The 1,547-nt window shown below is 39.0% G+C and carries 1 protein-coding gene; it reads right to left on the bottom strand.

What is annotated here, in order from left to right:
- Positions 1-260 precede the first annotated feature (260 nt).
- Positions 261-1,547: alpha-amylase family glycosyl hydrolase (locus AC1DSB_RS19110; RefSeq protein WP_477587400.1), on the bottom strand; the 1,287-nt coding region annotated here is incomplete at its 5' end.

Raw genomic sequence — 1,547 nt, 5'->3', positions numbered from 1 at the left:
ATTCAATACCGCTGGAATAAGCTTATCCTCTTTAGAAGTATTATAAGACGATAGTGATGTTATGCTTTCTGTTTATACATAAATATGTTCTTTTAGAACCATTGGACAAAAGCAAAAGAATAGAAAAAACTTTCGCTTGGTGAAGCGAGGGCTCTCTTATAATAAAGCCGGTTATTCCATTTAATAGGAAAACCGGCTTGATCATTGGGTACACGATTTTGCTGCTGGTGGTATACAGTCCCCATGCAATAGAATTACAACTATCCTATATTTTTCTTTTCATCTAATTTTCGTTGCTTACCTTTGCGCCAAACAAGATAAATGAAGAACATGAATAGAATGTAGACTAAAACAAGAGCTGCTAAATACCCTTTATTGATTCCTTTATCATCAGTTACTTGATAAAATTCGGCAATTTCTCTGTCCACTACCAGACGATAGTTTCCATCATCTCTTTGTCGTAAAATATCCCCTTCAATTAAACCACGAAGTTGTTTATTATCGCCAACCACTTCTCGTGGGATATCAAAGCTTTGAGTACCACCTGTATTGTTGATGGCGACAATCCAAGTTTCCTCATCATTCGAACGTTCATACACCATCAAGCCGGCTTCGTTATATAACATTTCCATTGAACCTGTCCGAAATGCTGCTGAATCATTTCGAAGCGATTGTACATCTCCAATATATTCAATCAATTCTTCATCAGTCTTAAAGTCCATAATCGGGTGAGAAGCTGGAGGCTTCTCTCCGTTTACTGCAATCTCCGAACCGTAAGTCATCATTGGTATACCGGGCATTGACAATAAAGTAGCCATTGCCATTTTCCAACGTGTAGGCGGAAACATATTTTCTTCGGCCGCATTGGCGGTGAATCGTTTTGAATTGATCGTATCAATTTGATGGATGACTGGATTTTCAGTCGATATTTCTTCCAATGCCTTTGAATCTAAATCTACATTTTTGAAAATGTTTCGATACATATCTTCTTGTCCACTTACTACTGTGGCATCGAATTTAGCTTCACTAGATTCGGAACTGAGCACAGATAAATGTTCATTGTCTTTTTTAAGGCTCTCGATCAATGAATTTAAAAACGCAGAATCGATTCCTTCAATTTCAGTCAATCGCACGGCATCTACTTTATATTTTTTTACAAAATCAAGCGCTGCCTGTTCAATCGCTTTTTGTGCATCTTCATTTGTTAAATCCCATGAGATCGTTCCATCTTCATTGGATTGTACCCAGGAAGCCTTGTCCTTATCTTTTGCCCAAACGTGCTTCGCACTTACATTTTGAAGCGGGAAATCAATCATGACGCTCATGTTGTTTTTATGCGCTTTTTTGATCAAAGCTGTAAGCTCTTCGGATGTCCCAAAATGACGTTCTAGTTGCCCGTAATCCATGACACGTTTCCCGTCATATGTCTCTGTTGAAAAGACGGGTCCTAAAGACACCATCGTAAAGCCCATCTTTTGGATGTGATCCAATTTTTCCGCCACACCTTCGAAATCGCCACCTGCAAATGCACTGGGCTCCCTCGCATC

The organism is Paenisporosarcina sp. P4_E4_2 (assembly GCF_056401595.1).
Note: the sequence above shows the minus strand (reverse complement) of the source record. Positions and strands in the feature narration are given on the sequence as shown.